The following is a 17465-nucleotide window of genomic DNA, read 5'->3' on the forward strand; positions in this document are numbered from 1 at the left end:
TGGGCTTTTTGTTACTCGTTATTTAGGGCTTATTGCCTTTAATCAGCCATGCTATCGCTTAAGTTGATGAGCTGACTCAGGGAGAAGAGCGCCGTTACTGCGACCTAACATAGTGAGATATGCTTAATGGCATGGGCGTATATTTTGCTGCTATGACAGTGGGAGCAGGTTGTATTGCAATAACTCGAGTCAGTTAAGTTGAGTTAGATGCTTTAGTAGCAGAACCACAGTAATGGCGAGTAAACGCAGCGATTCCAAATGCTCTTATTAATGAAATAGTGCCATCAATAAAATACTTCTATCAATGAATACCCCTCCATGAAAGAGTCACTGTCAAAAACGCAATAAAAAGCCCTGCAAATGCAGGGCTAATAAGCTAATTAGTTTAAGTCATTATGGTATGACAACGGCATTAGTTATGGCGTGTAATAAGTTGCAGCGCCAGGACCTACTGGGAAGCCTAAAACAAATACCCATAGGAAGAAGAACAGCGTCCAACCGATAAAGAATACGATTGAATAAGGTAGCATGGTCGCAATTAAGGTACCGATACCTAAGTTCTTCTTATAGCGGCTGGCAACCGCCAGAATTAGACCGAAATAGCTCATCATTGGTGTTATCAAGTTAGTGACCGAATCACCTATTCGATACGCTGCCTGAATGGTTTCAGGGGCATAACCGACCAGCATTAACATAGGTACAAATATTGGCGCTGTGACTGCCCATTGCGCCGAAGCGCTGCCGAGCATTAAGTTGATAAAACCACACAACATAATAAATAGTACAAAGACTAATGGCCCTGTCAAACCAATACTGCTCAAGGCATCCGCGCCAGTTACAGCTAATACCGCACCTAAATTGGTCCATTTAAAGAAAGCCACAAACTGCGAGGCAAAAAATACCAACACAATATACATACCCATGGTACTCATACTGTGAGACATGGCATTAATGATGTCGGTGTCTTTTTTCATGCTGCCGACCACTTTACCGTACACCAAACCTGGAATCGCAAAACCGATAAAGATGAACGCCACTATGCCTTTTAGGAATGGTGAGCCAGATACTAAACCGGTTTCAGGATTTCGTAGTGGGGCGCCTTCAGGAATAATGGTCAATGCCAATAAGCTTGATAGCACCAATACAGAGAAACCCGCGACCTTTAAGGCGTGTTTTTCTTCAGGGGTGACAATATCCATTTTCTGTTCAGATAGGTCATCAGCCGCTTCTGATGCATCGTATTTTCCTAGTTTGGGTTCAACGATTTTTTCGGTGACCAGTGCGCCTAATATGGTGATTAAAAAGGTCGACACAAACATGAAGTACCAGTTCACTTCTGGGCCAACAATATAATCAGGATCAATCATTTGCGCCGCAGCTTCGGTGATACCTGACAGTAAGGGGTCAACCGTTCCTAATAATAAGTTAGCGCTGTAGCCACCAGATACACCCGCAAAAGCCGCTGCTAATCCGGCTAAAGGATGGCGTCCAAGGGAGTGGAATATCATTGCAGCCATAGGGATAAGAACGACGTAACCTAGTTCAGAGGCGGTGTTGGAGATAATGCCTGCAAAAACGATAGTTAAGGTAACAAGGCGCTTTGAAGTGCCCATGACCAATAAGCGCATAGCGGCAGATAATAGCCCTGAGCGCTCAGCAATACCGACACCCAGTAAGGCCACTAATACCGTACCTAAAGGGGTGAAGCCGGTAAAGTTAGTCACTAGGTTAGAGACGATCATCCTTAACCCTTCAGCATTCATCAAGCTGACCACATGGATTAAGCCATCTTCACTGCGACCTGAACTGCCTAAAGGGCGAGGATCTGCGACTGTCATTTCGAAATAACCAGCAATGCCACTTATGGCAATGACAGCAAGACAGAACATGGCAAACAGTGTGATTGGGTGAGGTAGTAAGTTACCTAACCGCTCGACAATATTAAGAAATCGGACAAAGGCGCCACTGGAGGCGAGGTCCTGAGGTGAGCCCTTATTGGGCACAGCTTTAGATGGATCAAGGTTCATGAATATCCCTTAAATAGGCTTAATTATTAGAATTTGAGATTTTGCCAATCTACAGACTATATTACCTATTTTAAAATAAGCTTAAATTTAGGCTGAAAAAACTGATAAATATCAGTTAACATCAAATATTCATTGAGTCTAACTCAATAACAACTCATTATCGTAAAAAAAGTCTAATAAAACCGATCTTTGTTGTAAGTGGGTATAAAAAACACCCAGTTTTATTTTTGTTTAAGTTGCTGTTTTATTTTTATAAAAAAATAGTTTTCATCATATTGTTCTATTAATTTCACTATTTTGAGCTCTAGTGGCAAAGCCGATACTTAAGTTACTATTTTTGATAGTTTGAACTGGGTTTTTAATCTGCTTTTAGCGTGAGTTGTAAAAAATCGTGCAAAAAACAACACCACTCCAAGGTGTTTATTTAGTAACCATGATGTTGATTCTTCGCTATGATGAGGCAAGCTCGTTAATGCTTAATATAAACGTGATAATAATGATAAAAAAACCTTTATACCGCGATAGTCTACATTTCAGCCGCTTCAGCTTTACAATCCGTTGTTGGATGAGTTTACTCATGTGGCTAATTGCCTCTGGTACGGTGGCGCATGCACAAGATAGGGTTCAGGCCCTTGAAGTGAATCAAGAACAGCTGCTCTCTCAAGCTAAAACTAAACTAACCATGACAGCGCCAGTTAAACCGCAAATTATTGCGACAGCACAAACACAGGTTGAGCTAAGTAAGCCGAATCAAAAGCTTACCCCAGTAGCAGAGGCATTAAGGTTGCCTGAGGTATCTCAAAAATTAGATAAAGTGGCAACGCAGCAAGCCACTATCATTAAACCGAAAAAGCAGTTTTCAAATGAAGCTAGCATGCCATCTAAGCCCATGAAAGTAGCCGCAATGCCAGCACCCGTGGCTCAAGCGCCTAAGCGTCAACAAGTCTTGCATGCGCCTATTGTGGTATTACCTTTAGCAAGTGACACGGGTGATGCTGAGTCTGGCTCTCAAGTTAAACCCCGCTCTCAAGTTAAACCAAAGAAACAACAGGTATTACACCCTCCGGTCGTGGCGCTTAAGCAGCCAGCAAAACCTGCTATGGTGTTAAAGCCCAAAGTGATTGTTGAACAAACTGCGATAAAATCAGCGGCTGTTGTAGAGCGTTATCAGCCTCCTGCAAAGAAGAAGTATTTTTCGCGCCAGCCGTCAGCGGATAATGCAGCACCAACAATGGTTTCAAGCGCATTAACCGCAAAAAGTACCTTGACCGCAGGTAGTCAGACTAAAAAACCAAAACGTAAAATCTATCAGTATCAACAAAATGGCGTGACCACTTTTTCAAATGTCGTGCCCACCACTGAGGACTTTGACGTTTTATTGTATGACTGCTTTGCCTGCCAAGTAGACTCGCAGCTTGATTGGCAGCGTATTCCCATATTTGTCTCTAAGCATAAACAGTTAGTCGAGGATGCTGCCAAACAATTTCAGTTAGATCCTGCGTTAATTCGGGCGGTGATCCATGCGGAATCAGCATTTAATGCCAAAGCGCACTCAAAGGTGGGGGCAATTGGATTAATGCAATTAATGCCTGCCACAGCCAAAGAGTTGGGCGTGACCGATGCTTATAACGTGCGGCAGAATATTCTGGGTGGTAGCCAATATTTAGCGTACTTACTTGAACGATTTGATAATGATATTGAGCTTGCCTGCGCCGCCTATAATGCTGGCCCAACAACCGTGACTAAGTACCAAGGAATCCCGCCATACCCAGAGACTCAAGCCTATGTTGAGCGGGTAAAAATCTTGCTAAAACGCTATCAAGCAGCATTAGCGAGCTAATAATCTAAAGATTTAAGAGGATGATATGAACAGGGATACACACACAATAACCATAAAAAAGTGCTATCAAGTTATTGGCGTACTATCGCTATTAAGCGTTAACTTAATTGGTTTCAATGCGATTGCAGCGCAGAAAAATCATATGGCACCGTCAGAAGAAGATATGCGTCTATATGATATTGCCACAGCCCCAGAGGCTAATCGATTGCGTAGCGATGTGGAGAAATTAGTGAGCTTTGGCACTCGTCATACCTTATCTGAAACCCAATCTGATACCCAAGGCATTGGCGCAGCAAGGCGCTGGATTAAAGCTGAATTTGAACGGATATCTGCTGATTGTGGTGGCTGTTTAGAAGTTGTCATGGTAGGCGAGACAGTCAGTGGTAAACGCATTCCTGAACCCACTGAAGTGGTAAATGTATTTGCGATTCAGCGAGGCACAACAGATCCTAACCGCGTGGTAATGATGAGTGGTGATATTGACTCTCGGGTAACCGACCCGATGGATTTTACCTCGGTATCTCCGGGGGCCAATGATAATGCCTCTGGGGTTGCTGGCGCTTTAGAGGCCGCGCGAGTGCTGTCGAAATATCAGTTCAACGGCACCATTGTTTATGCCGCGCTATCAGGTGAAGAACAAGGGCTATATGGCGGTGATGTGCTGATCAATTATGCTAAAAAGCATGACTGGCAAATCCAAGCGGTATTGAACAACGACATGATTGGCAATATTGCTGGCATTAACGGGGTTATTAACAATTCTACTGTAAGGGTATTTTCTGAAGGGGTCAGAATTGCAGAAACCACAGAAGAAGCCAAGCAGCGTTATTTCAGCGGCGGCGAAAATGATTCCGCTTCACGTAATCTGGCGCGAAAAATTAAATCCTTAGTTGATCAATACATGACTAACCTTGATGTGATGTTGGTATATCGTCTCGATCGTTTTGGCCGTGGCGGCCATCATTTACCTTTTAATAAAGCAGGTTACCCAGCAGTAAGGGTGATGGAAACGAACGAGCATTATGATCGCCAGCATCAAAATATTCGCACTGAAAATGGCATCGATTATGGCGATGTGATTGAGGGTGTGGATTTTGATTTTAATGCTAAATTAACCGCACTTAATGCCATTAGTTTAGCCTCGATGGCGTGGGCACCAGAACCGCCAAAAGGGTTGAAAATCGAAGGCATTATGCAGCCCGATACTAAACTGCAATGGCAGCCTCAACCGAATAAGAATATATCAGGTTATCGGGTCTATTGGCGCTCAACGACTGAATCTGAATGGAGTCATAGTCGTTATGTTGGTAACGTGAATGAATTTATATTAAAAAACATGGTCATAGATAATTATGTCTTCGGCGTTGCCAGTGTTGGTGATAATGGTAATGCGAGTCCGGTGGTATTTCCGGGCGCGGCAGGGGCGTTTTTTTAATAGATTAATATGATGTAAAAAAAAGGATTAGGATGAAGAAAAGGATTTTACTGGCAAGTCTATTGCTGCCAATGATGTTGAACACGGCTTGCTCATCATCAAGCGCCACCAATGCAGGCTGTGATTTTGTTCGCGGCACGGCAGAAAGTAATTCAGATAGACGTGAACGTGACTCTAGCCCGGGAGCAACTACCAGTGATTCACATGATGGTGATATTTTCGTTGGTATTTTTACCGCGCTAATTGGACTGGTTGTACGACCTTTTACTGACGATGGCGATGAGTGCATATAGTCTAGCTAATATAAAAACTCGTATGATAAAAGGCCCATGTAATCTGCATTACATGGGCTTTTTTGTGGAATTTCTTTACTAAAATTATCGCTAAAGATACCTGCTAAAAGTACCGCGAGAAATAAATTATTCAGCCACTTCTAACTTAACCACGGTTTTACCACCGCTTTGACCAAGACAGCGCTCTAGGTAGTTTAAGGTTTCTTTGGCGCGGGTATCGAGCTGCCACGGCGGGTTAATCACCCATAAGCCAGCAGCCGTCATACCAAATACATTGTTGTCAGGGGTAATTGATTGCTCAATACGCAGCTGATTTTTAATGCCACTATCAGCCAGTATTTTTAACATTGACTCAGTTTGAGCTCTATCAACCACCGGATACCACAGCATATAAACACCAGTAGCAAAGCGTTTGTGCGCTTTAATAATGGCGTGGGCAACATCTTGGTAATCGGTTTTCATTTCGTAACTAGGATCAATTAAAGCAACGCCGCGGCGCTCAAGTGGTGGCACTGCAGCTATCAAACCTTTTAAGCCGTCACCTTTAACGACACGAACATGTCTGTCATCAGCAAACTGTTCATCAAGTGAAGCAAAATCAGTACCGTGTAACTCATGTAAAACCATGCGATCTTTTTCACGCATGTTCATATCAACAAAAGCAGGTGAACCCGGGTAAAAAGACAGTTCTTCCTCACCTTGGTTGAAGTGTTTTACATCGTCAATATACAGCTGCAATGATTCTGGTAAATCATCTTTACCCCAAAGCTTAGCTACGCCATCTAAATATTCGCCAGTTTTCTTTGAAAACTCATCTGTTAGTGAGTAACCGCCTGCACCCGCATGGCTATCGATATAGGCCATAGGCTTATCTTTTTTGTGCATCAATTTAAGTACTTGCAGCAACATAGTGTGCTTAAGTACATCGGCATAATTGCCAGCATGAAAACCGTGGCGGTAACTTAACATGAGAGTGTCCGAAAATTAATAAGCAGTCTAAGCTGCAAGATAGCTACATTATAGGGGCTAAGTCTAAGCAGGTATAGGTATTCACTGTTGCAGGCTTTTGGCATAATAGCCTTGAGTCTACTAAATATCTGGAAATACTTTTGCAAATACCGATTTTTTTTAATCAGCAATATCCGTCACTGGTTGATATCAGTGAGCGTTGGGGTTTTGAGTGGAGCAAAGAGGCGCAGTTTGAATTGCGCTTTGAGCACAACACCTTAAGCCTGCACAAACGTGATGAACCTAAATTAGATGGTATAAGTGTCGATTTTGTTTCAGGTGCTGTTGCTCACCGTCGTAAATTTGGTGGCGGCCGCGGCCAATCAATCGCCAAAGCGGTAGGCCTTAAACAAGGGGTAACCCCAACCGTGGTTGATGGCACCGCAGGTTTAGGCCGCGATGCTTTTGTGTTGGCTAGCCTAGGTTGCAAAGTGATTATGGTTGAGCGCCATCCTGTAGTAGCAGCGTTACTTGAAGATGGACTGCGCCGCGCTTACGAAGACGCTGAAATTGGTGAATGGATGCGTGAGCGCATGAGTTTATTTCATGGCTCGAGCCTTAGTGCCTTAGCTGATGCAGCTAAAACGACCGCGACAGAAATTGATGTGGTGTATTTAGACCCCATGTATCCTCACCGCGAAAAGTCAGCCTTGGTTAAAAAAGAAATGCGCGTATTCCAAACATTAGTGGGCGCAGACCTTGATGCCGATGGCCTATTGGCGCCAGCAATGGCATTAGCCACTAAGCGAGTGGCAGTAAAACGCCCTGATTACGCTGAAGATCTTGATGGAGTAAAACCGAGTATGGTTATTGCGACTAAGAAAAACCGCTTTGATGTGTATGTGAAAGCGGCAATGAAGTAGGGCTTCACATTTTTTAGCTATAGTTTGATTTTTTAGTTAGTAGTCGATACCAACACAGCTATTTTATCAAATCCCATACTTAGATTAAGTATGGGGTTTACGATTGAAATTATCGCTTCTCATATAGTTGCTGAGCCATTTTTCTTTCATTATAACCTCTGATAATGGTGCCATTAATATCCAGTAATGGAATGCTATCCCCACCTAGATTTTCATAACGACGCCGACCTTCAGCTGACTTTTCAATATCAAATTCAGTATAGGCAATATTATTTTTATCAAAGAATACTCGCGCTTTTTCACAATATCCACACCAGTCAGTGGCATATAACACCACCTCGTTAGTTTGGTCGTACTTCTTAGGAAATAATGGCCAATTTTGATAGATGGCGAATAGAACGCATAAAATAAAAATTTTCTTCACATTATCTTCCTTGATAACTAAAAATGCATCTCACTCTCATACTTTACATAGCATGGTCATCGATTTTAAGTTGTAAAAGCCGATAACTCTTCGAGAGTAATATTTAAAATAGAGGTTAAAAAATAAGCTGAGGATATTAGCATTAATTTTACAGACTTTAAAATTTGCTTTTATACAGTGTGTTACTCATTAACTGAATAGATGATATATGGCATGCTTTTGCTGTACGCGGGGTTTTGTCGCACTTGAATATTAAAAATATCTCAATATAGGCAGTTAAAAACGCTATAATGTGCACAGCAGTTCAAAACCCGCTTCATTCCCTTTAAATACTATCCTTTATTAGAGTCTCACATGATTGAAAAGCAACAGAATAACCCACTTCACGGCCTGAGTTTAGACATCATGATGACTGAGCTGGTTGATTTTTATGATTGGAAAGTACTTTATGCGGCACTGAGGTTGGAGTGCTTTAACCTTAATCCAAGTATGGAAGCGAGTATCAAGTTTCTTAAAAAAACCGAATGGGCTAGAGAGCGAGTTGAGTCTTTCTATCTTTATCGTTTTAAGCAAATGCCAAAAGGTACTGCTGAACAGTTTGAACTAAAGCCAAGAGCTCGCGGGTTTGCTGATGGTATCGTGCCACGTAAGCCACAAGAGTTAACGGTTGAGTTGTTAGATGAACAGCGCGCTAAAGCGACTGAGAATTACGAAGCGATGAAGGCTAAAAATCAGCGTCCTCGTTATGGTAGCGATAAGCCAAGACAACAAGATGCTTATGCGCAAAATCGTAGCTCAGATAAGTCGGGCGCCAAAAGACCTGCGCCATCACAAGACCCAACTAACCCTTGGGGTAAGTAACTCTCTGAGTTAATGGGTTTGAGATAAAACCCATCATTGATAATAAATGCCGCTATTATTGCAACGATAGCGGCATTTTTTATTGCTCAAACTCTGTTAAAATGCACTCGGCAAGTCAATTGGCTGCATACAAGGTGTTTATTAACTCCCCATTCCCATCATTAATTAGAGTTGTTATGAAACGGATTTTATTCCTAGTATTTATGGCGTTTTCTAACGCAAGCGTCGCAGTAGAACCTTTATTTGAAACGCCAGAAGATATGCAGCCGACATGGGTTGATGATATTTTGTCAGTCTTTGGCGCCGATGGTGAGTTTGATGACACTAAAGCCATCGATATGAGCTATTTACCCACCGCTTATTACACCCCCGAGAAAAAGTTTGGCTTAGGTTTGTTAATGGTGGGGTTATATAAAACTGATGGCGCAGCGGCAGAGGAGCAGCCGTCATCGTTAGTACTGAACTCATTTGTATCGATGAATAATTCTTACGGCGTTGAAGTGGAAAACATGACGTTTTTCAATCAAGGAAAGCAGCGCTTATTGCTGCAATTAGAATTGCATAACGAAGCGGCGGTTTATTATGGCCAAGGTATCGAGCAAGGTAATATCGATGCAAATCACCATGAGTTTGAAGAGCAGCTTTATAGTTTTAAGCCACGGTGGATGACCGAAGTTGCCAGCAACTATTTTATTGGTGTTGGCGCAGATTTTATTTATGCCAGTGCTGAAAACTTAGCCTTAGTTGAGCCTGAAATGGCCGTAGATGCGACTGAAACATTGCCGAATAATTTTAGTTCAGGCGTGGTCGTCACCAGTATTTACGACTCGCGGGATTACCGTTTAAATGCCACTAAAGGTTGGTTGTTTCAAGTGGATGCCGGCCTGTATCAAAACGATCAATCATCGTCATTTTCAACTTACAATGTCGAGTTAGCCAATTACATTGATTTAAGCTCTATGTCTGCGCCAGGATTAATCGCTTGGCAACTGCAAGGGCACTTTACTGATGGCGATGTACCTTGGAATTTACTGCCAGATCTAGGTGGCTCTAACGCCATGCGCGGTTATATCAAAGGGCGTTACCGTGACGAGCAAATGATGATGGGCCAAGTTGAGTATCGATTACCGATTTTTCAGCGTTATGGCATGGTTTTTTGGGGCGCGGTGGGCAGCGTTGCGCCTAAAGTGAGCCAATTATCTGATGAGTTAATGACATCCTATGGCACCGGTTTTCGCTTCAATATAAAAGACAATATTAATCTGCGTTTTGATGTCGGTGTGGGTGAAAATGAAACTAACTTCTATCTTAATGTGAATGAAGTTTTTTAATTTACTGTTTGACGTATCAATAACAGGCGAGCATGAATAACACAATTTCTGAATTGCATATAAGCACCACAAGATGGCGAACTTTGGCTAACTCATTGGCCATGTCATTGGCGCTGTCATCTAAGTCAGTGGCTATGTCATTGGTGATGCTCGCCATACTGTATGCGGCAGCTGCTAGTGATGCATTGGCCAATGAAGCCATCGTCAAAGATGCCCTTGCTAGTGAATCTCTTGCTAATGAAACAGACCAGCAATGCAGCCGTAATGCTCATTACAGCATTTATCTTAATGGGATACACACTGGCGAAATGACCAGAACTGAGCATTGGCAAGGCAAATCAGCGGTAGTAACGTCAAACAGTGAAGCCAGTATTTTAGGCATTGGCACCCAATATCAGCAGCGGGCAGAACTGTCTTGGTCTGATGCAACTAATGAATGGTTAACGGATGAGTTTCATCAACAAGTGTCAGGATTTCGCTCACGGGATATGCAAGTCACTTTTGATGACGCAGGGCGACAGTCGCGGGTCGATATTGATGGCGATGTGGATACCTATGTGTCAAAAGAACTCCCTTTGCGTGATGTGGATACCTTGGCGATTCAAATTCGGGAGCATTTATTACAAGGTCGGCAGCAATTCGCCTTAGTAAGGCAAGCCTCTGATGGCATCGAGCCCTACCAGTTTTATGTGCAGCAAAAGCAAACGGTTACACTTGCACCTTGGGGGGAGTTAACCTTGATCCCCGTGGAGCAAACTGGCGATGAAGATGTCACCTACTATTTTGCTGCAGATATGGATTATCAACTGATTAAAGCGCGCTATCACGGCATTATCCTCAAAGGGTTAATTGAACTCGACAGCTACTCTTCATCGTGCGAACCAAGCTCTGTTAAATAACGCCAATTTACAGCATTAAAATCGTTATTTTTGACTATTTTTATGGCAAAAAATAATTTGTGATGGCTGTTATCGGCCTCACAAAACGATTCTCGCAAACTCAGATAATTCATCTCAAGCATTAGCCAATGCTAAGTAAACCCAGACTCTATTCATCGTTAACTCTTGCTGTTATGCCTAGTGCATTTTTTAAGGGCTTATCGGGTTTAAGTTACTTGTGTATCAGTTCTGTCAGTCTATTTGTATCAATTTGTAGGTGGTTGTGAGTTTTGTTGCGAAGCCATTCCATATTACGCCTAAGTCGATATACTACAAAAGTGCTATTTAGCTAACGAAAAATGGATTGTTTGTAGATGAGAAGATTTATCCCATGGCTGTGCAGTATGCTTTTTTTAGCAAGCTTGAGTGCTGTTGCCAATGATGCTTTCCTCAAATTAGAACAATCAATTAAAGGGCTTTCTGCTGCAGAATCGATTGCGTTATTAGACCAATTTGATCTTACAGGCAGCAACTTTGATGCTGAATCTCAAGCAAAGTATTATTTTGTTTATGGCCAGCAGTACGAAAAAACTCGCCAGTTGGAATTAGCTATAGCCAGTTATGATAAAGGTATCGCGCTGGTTAGCTCTTTGGCGGTGACTGATATCTTAATTGATAGCTACTTAGAGCGCTCCTTTGCTAAATATCTCCAAACTAACGATCCTGCGGTTTACTGTGAAGATAGAACACTCGCGCTCCATTATGCTCGTCAGCATAACAACTCAGAATTACTCGCTAAGACATTAACTCAAAATGCTTTTTGTTATACAGAGCCTACTACGGTTCAACAGGGCATTGATTTATTAAGCGAAGCGCTGACAGTCGTTGATAAAAGTAGTGCGCTAAACTTAAACCGTAAAGCTTTGATTTATAATGCGACAGGTAATCTTTATCGGCGTGTGGGATTACATCAACAAGGGTATGAAAACTTTGAAAAAGCCTACCTGACTTGGCAGCGTATTAATGACAAAGAAGACATGTTCAATATGCAACACAATATGCTTAGCGAGGCATTAAAGCTAGGGGATTGGGATAAAGCTCAGAAAAGCCTGACGGTGCAGTTCACTTTGGCCAATGAAGCTAAAGATTACAAAGATTTATTATTTTTCGCGCATCTAAATAGCGGCCGCGTGGCGCTAAGAATGAATGATTTCCCCCTTGCTATTGAGCATTTAGAAAAAGCGGTTGCATTACACCACACTTCCAAAGAAAGTTATTTTAAAACCAGCAATTACTTATATCTGGCGTTAGCTTATTTAAGAATTGGTGATGCAGTAAAAGCGGCTGAAATGGCGCGCGCATTCAAACAAGATAAACACTTTAGTCAAAACCAGCAAAGCATGATTTTACAGGCCGATGCCATAATTGCGATGGATGAGGCTAAGCCCATTGAGGCCGTTAATACGCTGCTTGATGTCATTGATTTAGAAAGGGAGGCGCACCAAAGCGTCATTAGCAACCAAGTTATCATTTCTGCGCTTGGCCATAATGACCAATTGGTCAATTTTGAAAATCAATTACTGGCGAATAGGCTTGCTATTAATGAATTAAACTTGGTAGCAGTTGAAGATAAAGAGCGTATTTATCAGCTTAATCTGATGCTACTTTTTGTTTCTGCTGTGGTGTTATTAACCTTGATTATTTTCCTATTGCTCTCGCGGCGATCGTTAAAATTTCGTGCAGAAATTGACTTTCTGACCGGGCTTTATAATCGTGGCCAAACCTTTACCCAAGGTCAGAGCCTCGTTGAAAAAGCGGCAAAAAAACAGCAACCTTTGGCAGTGATCCTGTTTGATATTGATAACTTCAAAACCATTAATGACACTTATGGGCATCATGTGGGCGATCTTGCGCTAAAATCGCTGTCAAAAAGAGTAAAAGCCTTATTAAAAAACAGTGACTTGATAGGTAGGATCGGCGGTGAAGAGTTTTTGATAGTGTTACCCAATACTAATATGGATCAAGCTTTTACTATCTCTGAACGTTTGCGCCATGGCATAGCATCTCAAGCGTTCCACTTTGACGATATTACGATTAATTTAACGGTGAGCATGGGGGTGGTAAATAACGTTGATAACACTAAGTCATTATTTGATTTAGCAAAAATAGCAGATGAAGCACTATATCGCGCTAAATATGCAGGTAAAAATAAAGTGCACCTTGCTGCTGAGTGCGCATAACCCTTACCAAAAACAGCTTGGCTAATGCAGTCCTATTAGCAAGTGTAATTAGCTAACCTTTAACGCTCTCTTTGCACCGTAATGGTGCAAAGGTTGTTTCAAAATCCTGCATTTATGATCCATTTCTGTGTTTTTTTTAATGTGTTCTTTCCCTTCGGATAAATTATTTAATCAATAAATTCAGTGTCTAATGTTTATTTTCTAACCATTTTAGTGCAAAGCGCCAAAAGCTGGCATGTAACCTGAAACATTTTTAGGCAGTTGAATAATTGTTTAGGTAATGGAAGGGAATAAATATGACCACAAGACCGCTAATATTTACAGACATGGACGGTACTTTACTTGATCACTTTGATTACAGTTTCTCCAGCGCAATAGCGGTAATTGAAGGATTAAATGAAAAGCAAATTCCTATTATCCCTAATACCAGTAAAACGTTTGCCGAAATGGAAAAGTTTCAGCAAACCATTGGTTTTAACTCACCGTTTATTTCAGAAAATGGCGCAGTGATCTACATTCCCATTGGTTACTTTGACACTCAGCCTCAAGACACCTTTACCCAAGGGTATTATTGGGTAAAAGAATTTTGTGAGCCAAGAAGCCATTGGTTAACCTTACTGGAAACCGAGGCCAAAGCATTTGCAGAAGATTACCTTGGTTTTTCATCTCTGACAGCCGAAGAGCTTTGTGAGCTAACGGATTTAACCCCAGAAAAAGCCACTCTGGCCTTGGTAAGGCATTACTCTGAGCCGTTATTGTGGACCGGTGATGACACTCGAAAGCAAGCCTTTATGGCCCATATGAATAGCCTAGGCGCGAATATGCTCCAAGGCGGGCGTTTCTTACATGTTGGCGGCCATACAGATAAAGGCCGCGCGATGGACTGGTTAGCCCAGCAATATGCCAATGCTTATCAAACCAGCGTGCAAACCATTGCCCTCGGTGACAGTGGTAACGACAGCGCCATGCTAGAGGCGGCTGATATTGCCATTCAAATTAAATCTCCCACTCATACTTTTCCAAAAATCGATACCACATCAACACCGATTCAAAGTAGCCAATACGGCCCTAAAGGCTGGGCAGAATGCCTAGAAGCTTTGTTTTTAAACCCAAATTCTTCAACATCATTGAAGCTTGAGGAGGCATAACATGGCTGATTTTTACCAAAATGGCATAGTGACTACCCTACATAATCTGACCCAGCGTACCCATGAAGAGATGGAGCAGGACTTACTTAAATTTGCTAAAACGCGGCCGTTAGGGCTGATTTTACCTTCGCTGTATTCAGAGCTAGAGGGTGAAGCCTTACCTGCAATTATTAGTAAATTAAAAGACGTGCCTTACTTAAATGAAATTGTGATTGGGCTTGATAGGGCCGATAAAGAGCAATATAAACAGGCGCTGGGTTTTTTTAATCAGCTGCCACAACACCATAGAGTACTTTGGAATGACGGCCCCAGACTGCAAGCCCTTGATGCTAAATTAAGTGAGTTGGGCCTTGCGCCGAAAGAGCTCGGTAAAGGCCGTAACGTTTGGTACTGCATGGGTTATATTTTGGCGTCCGGCAAAACGGAATCAGTGGCACTGCATGATTGCGATATTGTCACCTATGAAAAATCCCTGCTGGCAAGATTGTTATATCCGGTGGCCAATCCACAGTTTAATTACGAGTTCAGTAAAGGTTTTTATGCCCGCATGTCCAACGGCAAAATTAATGGCCGCGTGTCTCGACTATTGGTCACGCCATTGATTAAAGCCTTACAAAGAGTGGTGGGTCATAATGATTATTTAGAATATATGGACAGCTTTCGTTATCCATTAGCCGGTGAGTTTTCATTTAGACGTGATGTGTTAAACGATTTACGTATTCCCAGTGATTGGGGCTTAGAGATTGGGGTGCTGAGTGAGATGCATCGTAACTATGCTCATAACCGTATTTGTCAGGTGGACATTGCGGATAATTACGATCACAAACATCAGGATTTATCCCTAGATAATGCGGAAGCGGGCTTATCAAAAATGTCGATTGATATCACCAAGGCGTTTTATCGTAAATTGGCTACCCAAGGGGAAACCTTTAGTACCGAAGCCTTTAGAACCCTAAAAGCGACCTATTATCGTATCGCCCTCGATTATGTGGAAACTTACCATAATGATGCGCTTATGAATGGGCTCACCACCGATATCCATACTGAAGAAAAAGCCGTAGAAATGTTTGCCCAAAATATTGTGACCGCTGGGCAGCGTTTTCTTGATAACCCAATGGAAACCCCTTTTATGCCAACATGGAGCCGGGTGATCAGCGCTATGCCTGATGTGCTTGAGCAGCTCAAAGAAGCGGTAGAGGCTGATAATGCAGAGTTTATGTAATTATGAGTGAGATTTTAGGATACCCGCGAGCAGGGCAAGCTCGCAGGTTTGAAGAGGTCAAAATGGCAGACATTAATGCACTTAAGCAAAAGCTAATTCAGCAGTTAGGTTGTATTTATCAAGATATCACACTAGATGTGCCAGTGGATGATCTTGCTGAGCAATTGATTAACACCATGAATATTAGTGTCGATTGTGATGAGCCACATCCCTATGCCAATCATTGGTCGCAGCACGATGTCATCATGATCACCTATGGTGATAGCATTATTCAAGAGGGGCAAAAGCCGTTATCCATTCTTGCAGAATTTATGGATAACTACCTTGAGTGCATCAATGGGGTGCATATCTTGCCATTCTTTCCTTATAGTTCGGATGATGGCTTTGCTGTAATTGATTACTCAAGTGTCAATGATGCCTTAGGTGATTGGTCGGATATTGAGTTAATTGCCAACAAACGCAGATTAATGTCTGATTTAGTGATTAATCACTGCTCTAGCCGTAGCGCGTGGTTTCAAAACTTCATTAAAGGTGAGGGCCTAGGTCATGATTACTTTTTTACCGCTAAGCCTGAGGATGATTTATCTGCGGTAGTGCGGCCACGGACATCTGATTTACTAAGGCCCACAAATACCGCTAAAGGTCTGCAGCATGTGTGGTGCACCTTTAGTCATGACCAAGTGGATTTTGACTTTAGAAACCCGCAAGTGCTGCTGGAGTTTGTGAAGATCATCAGACAATACCTTGATGCAGGCGTGAATATTTTCCGTTTAGATGCAGTGGCGTTTTTATGGAAAATCGTCGGCACTAAATCGATTAATCTAGTGCAAACCCATGAAGTGATTAGATTACTACGCACCCTTATTGAGCATGCGCAACATAATGCGGTGGTGATCACCGAAACCAACATACCCAATACCCAAAACCTAACCTATTTTGGTAATGCTAACGAAGCCCATTGTATTTATAACTTTTCATTGCCGCCGTTATTGATTAATACCTTGATCACTGGCAGTTGTTTATACCTTAAACGTTGGCAGATGAGTATGCCGCCCGCGCAGGACGGCACCACTTACTTTAACTTTATAGCCTCCCACGATGGTGTAGGGCTAAGACCTGCTGAAGGCTTATTAGATGAGGATGAAATTAACACCCTAGTGGAAACCATGGTGTCATTTGGCGGCAAAATATCTAGCCGCACCTCTGAAGAGGGGGAGCAAAAGCCCTATGAAATGAACATTGCTTTAATTGACGCCTTACAAGGCACAGTGAAAGGTAAAGATGAGTTTGGTTTAGCTCGCTTTAGCTGCGCCCACGCGATTATGCTGGGGCTTGAGGGCATACCAGGTATTTATATTCATAGCTTGTTAGGCACTGGCAATGATTATGAAAAGCTAGCCAATACCTCCCATAACCGGGCTATTAACCGTCATCGCTGGGACTATGAAGAGCTAAGTCGATTACTAGCCGATGATAATAATCAGCACAGTAAAGTGCTGGCATCATTAACTAAGCTAATTAGTATTCGTACTCGGCAGCGAGCATTTAACCCTAATGCGACCCAGTTTACGTTACATTTAGGCTTACAGTTATTTGGTTTCTGGCGTCAAAGCCGTGATAGACGACAAAGTATTTTTTGTATCAGTAATATTACCGATCAAGTGATGGAGCTGCCGTTGGCTGAACTGAATTTAATTGGCACTGAAACCTGGTTTGATCTCATTGATGGTGAGGTGATTGCAGATATTAATGCAGTGATGTTACTTGAGCCCTATCAAACGGTGTGGATCAGTAACGTGGCTTAGTGTAAAAACCGCTTAAAAGATAAATTGCTTAAAATCAGCAACCTAAAGCAAAGGGCTAACCTTGCTTTAGGGTCACTTTTTATATCGTTA

General features: G+C 42.3%; 13 protein-coding genes and 1 pseudogene. 11 read left to right on the forward strand and 3 right to left on the reverse strand.

Annotation, left to right across the window (positions count from 1 at the left end; translation table 11 throughout):
- Nucleotides 1–416: 416 nt before the first annotated feature.
- Complete coding sequence (locus tag Q4557_RS06330; protein WP_303411451.1) at nucleotides 417–2027, reverse strand: AbgT family transporter; 1611 nt, start codon at nucleotides 2025–2027, stop codon at nucleotides 417–419.
- 1294 nt (nucleotides 2028–3321) lie between these two features.
- Between Q4557_RS06330 and Q4557_RS06335 the strand changes: the two are divergent.
- The 3 genes and pseudogenes from Q4557_RS06335 to Q4557_RS06345 all read left to right on the forward strand — a co-directional run.
- Nucleotides 3322–3867 (forward strand): annotated as a pseudogene (locus Q4557_RS06335) (lytic transglycosylase domain-containing protein); the annotation flags it as partial.
- A gap of 25 nt (nucleotides 3868–3892) precedes the next feature.
- Entirely contained in the window at nucleotides 3893–5302 is a 1410-nt protein-coding gene (locus Q4557_RS06340) for a M28 family metallopeptidase (protein ID WP_303411453.1), read from the forward strand.
- A gap of 32 nt (nucleotides 5303–5334) precedes the next feature.
- Nucleotides 5335–5595: a hypothetical protein gene (locus Q4557_RS06345; RefSeq protein WP_102475962.1), complete on the forward strand. Its 261-nt coding sequence runs from the start codon at nucleotides 5335–5337 to the stop codon at nucleotides 5593–5595.
- A gap of 126 nt (nucleotides 5596–5721) precedes the next feature.
- On the opposite strand, the gene Q4557_RS06350 is transcribed toward Q4557_RS06345, so the two are convergent.
- The gene (locus Q4557_RS06350) at nucleotides 5722–6564 is read right to left on the reverse strand and encodes a 23S rRNA (adenine(2030)-N(6))-methyltransferase RlmJ (RefSeq protein WP_303411456.1); all 843 of its coding nucleotides are present in this window, start codon (nucleotides 6562–6564) and stop codon (nucleotides 5722–5724) included.
- A 134-nt stretch (nucleotides 6565–6698) separates the two neighbouring features.
- On the opposite strand from Q4557_RS06350, the gene Q4557_RS06355 reads away from it, so the two are divergent.
- Nucleotides 6699–7466, forward strand: coding sequence for a class I SAM-dependent methyltransferase (locus tag Q4557_RS06355; protein ID WP_198589950.1), 768 nt, complete (start codon nucleotides 6699–6701; stop codon nucleotides 7464–7466).
- A 109-nt stretch (nucleotides 7467–7575) separates the two neighbouring features.
- Here Q4557_RS06355 and Q4557_RS06360 read toward each other — a convergent pair whose 3' ends face one another.
- Nucleotides 7576–7890, reverse strand: coding sequence for a glutaredoxin family protein (locus tag Q4557_RS06360; RefSeq protein WP_198590430.1), 315 nt, complete (start codon nucleotides 7888–7890; stop codon nucleotides 7576–7578).
- A gap of 354 nt (nucleotides 7891–8244) precedes the next feature.
- Between Q4557_RS06360 and Q4557_RS06365 the strand changes: the two genes are divergently transcribed.
- The 7 genes from Q4557_RS06365 (at nucleotide 8245) to Q4557_RS06395 (ending at nucleotide 17375) form a co-directional block, all read left to right on the forward strand.
- A complete protein-coding gene (locus Q4557_RS06365) occupies nucleotides 8245–8751 on the forward strand; it encodes a VF530 family DNA-binding protein (RefSeq protein ID WP_102439395.1) in 507 nt (168 codons plus the stop codon).
- A gap of 176 nt (nucleotides 8752–8927) precedes the next feature.
- On the forward strand, nucleotides 8928–10082 hold the full coding sequence (locus Q4557_RS06370) for a BamA/TamA family outer membrane protein (RefSeq protein WP_102520291.1): 1155 nt from the start codon (nucleotides 8928–8930) through the stop codon (nucleotides 10080–10082).
- A 32-nt stretch (nucleotides 10083–10114) separates the two neighbouring features.
- Nucleotides 10115–10981: a hypothetical protein gene (locus Q4557_RS06375; protein ID WP_368501204.1), complete on the forward strand. Its 867-nt coding sequence runs from the start codon at nucleotides 10115–10117 to the stop codon at nucleotides 10979–10981.
- Nucleotides 10982–11364: 383 nt separating this feature from the next.
- Nucleotides 11365–13200 carry a GGDEF domain-containing protein gene (locus tag Q4557_RS06380; protein ID WP_303411462.1) on the forward strand — a complete coding sequence of 612 codons (1836 nt, stop codon included), beginning with the start codon at nucleotides 11365–11367 and terminating at the stop codon, nucleotides 13198–13200.
- Nucleotides 13201–13496: 296 nt separating this feature from the next.
- Entirely contained in the window at nucleotides 13497–14348 is an 852-nt protein-coding gene (locus Q4557_RS06385; RefSeq protein WP_102530978.1) for a mannosyl-3-phosphoglycerate phosphatase, read from the forward strand.
- Between the two features lies 1 nt (nucleotide 14349).
- On the forward strand, nucleotides 14350–15570 hold the full coding sequence (locus tag Q4557_RS06390; RefSeq protein WP_076538328.1) for a glycosyl transferase: 1221 nt from the start codon (nucleotides 14350–14352) through the stop codon (nucleotides 15568–15570).
- 62 nt (nucleotides 15571–15632) lie between these two features.
- On the forward strand, nucleotides 15633–17375 hold the full coding sequence (locus Q4557_RS06395) for a sugar phosphorylase (RefSeq protein WP_303411465.1): 1743 nt from the start codon (nucleotides 15633–15635) through the stop codon (nucleotides 17373–17375).
- Nucleotides 17376–17465: the final 90 nt, after the last annotated feature.

The organism is Shewanella sp. 5_MG-2023, assembly GCF_030547465.1.
Taxonomy (GTDB): Bacteria; Pseudomonadota; Gammaproteobacteria; order Enterobacterales; family Shewanellaceae; genus Shewanella.